A 1,617-nucleotide genomic window follows, 5' to 3' on the forward strand; every position below is an offset into this window, starting at 1 on the left:
AAATATGACTATCAATAGCTTGTCCGTAATTTATTACCCTCTATTTTTTTGCTGGTATAAATGGTGATTATAATAATGAACTGCCGGAATAAGTACCGGCAGATCATTGAGTTAATTACATCCGATAATTAATAATGACGTAATTAAAAGCGCCATGTATTAATTTATGCTTTCCTTTTGATACTTCGCAAGTAGTTCATCAACAATTGGTCGTAACTGCTCAATTGGCATATAACCAGAAATAACCTCGTTACCAATGATCATGCCAGGAGTACCACTAATACCAATATCAGTAAACATTTGGTGATTCTTTTTGACCATTTCATTAGTTACATTTTGCCTTTTCAGGCTATCTTTTGTCCCTGTCGCCTCGGCAATACGTGTTAGCGAACTATAGTCATGCTGCTGTGGTCGTCGATATAACATTTGATGAACTTTCCCATAATTCTCTGGTTGTTCAGCCCAGACATTCAAAGCGAACTCTGCAGATGAAGTACCACCTAAAGCGTCGACATCTTCATCATGGAAATCGACATAGATATTAACCACGCGGATATCATCCGGCTGCTCTTCTACTAGTTGCTCAAGTACTGGGTTTAAGCGCTTACAGAACGGACAGTTATAGTCAGTTACATTGACGATTGTGAGTGTCGCATCATCGTTACCCATGGTCGAATGGCTTGGGTTTTTGTATATCCAATCATGATATTGGGACAGCATGTCACCTTGTTTGTTTTGCTGATCAACATACATATTTAAGCTTGTCAGCAAGCCATCAATAATTTGAGGGTTTTGCTCTAGTAAAGCCTCAATTTGACTAAGGTTGTCTTGCTGTTGAGTCGTTAAATTTGAAGCAAAAGCAATTGGTGTTGCAACAAGAGAAGAGACGGCAACAGCCGCTGCAATAAATGATTTTTTCACAGTGTATTTCCTTGTAATAAATAAAGATTAATTTTTTAGAAAATCAACCAATAACTCATTCAAGAAACACACATATCCGAAGGTGCAAGCGCCTGATAGCGAATTTAATATAGGGAAGATTATTAATATATAGTAATAATGAACCGGTCACTACGGCTAAGGGGGTAATTATCCCAATAAACTGGACAATCGGTTTTTCACATTCACCCGAAGCATTAATACGAACCAGATTCTCCGTACTTCGGCACTCACCTGACTGTAGTTGTTCTTCACCACTAATTGATTGTTGATAATCAGTACTTATAGAAACCGGGGAAAATACAAGGTTGCTTAATGAAACATTGCTATTCGCTTGAATACAAGCGACAAGAATGAACAGTACTAATACAAAACAGTAATTAGAACGTTGTAATAGTGATTTATTTTTGTTCGATCGTTTTGGCATGATTTGGACACATTAATACTGCTAGCAAAGATTAGTCAGTTTAAGGAGGCACAAGTTCAATTAAAGTGAATATAATTTTCAATTCGTATTATTAGCCTACCAAACAGCGTCTTCACAAGCACAACTTCGCTTCCGTTCAAAAAACGAGCACTCAGCCCCCAAAATACAAAACATTGTACACTTAGCTATTGCACAGTGTTTTTAATGGGGGTACCATCGCTCCACAATATCAAGCAGGGTGATGATAACAC

At 37.5% G+C, this 1,617-nt stretch carries 1 protein-coding gene; it reads right to left on the reverse strand.

Annotated features, from left to right (window positions below; genetic code table 11):
• Nucleotides 1-159 precede the first annotated feature (159 nt).
• Nucleotides 160-921 (reverse strand): DsbA family protein, encoded by a 762-nt coding sequence (locus L4D09_RS28725; RefSeq protein WP_428460947.1) that lies wholly within the window; start codon nucleotides 919-921, stop codon nucleotides 160-162.
• Between the last annotated feature and the right edge of the window lie 696 nt (nucleotides 922-1,617).

The organism is Photobacterium makurazakiensis (genome assembly GCF_050336715.1).
Taxonomy (GTDB): Bacteria; Pseudomonadota; Gammaproteobacteria; order Enterobacterales; family Vibrionaceae; genus Photobacterium; species Photobacterium makurazakiensis.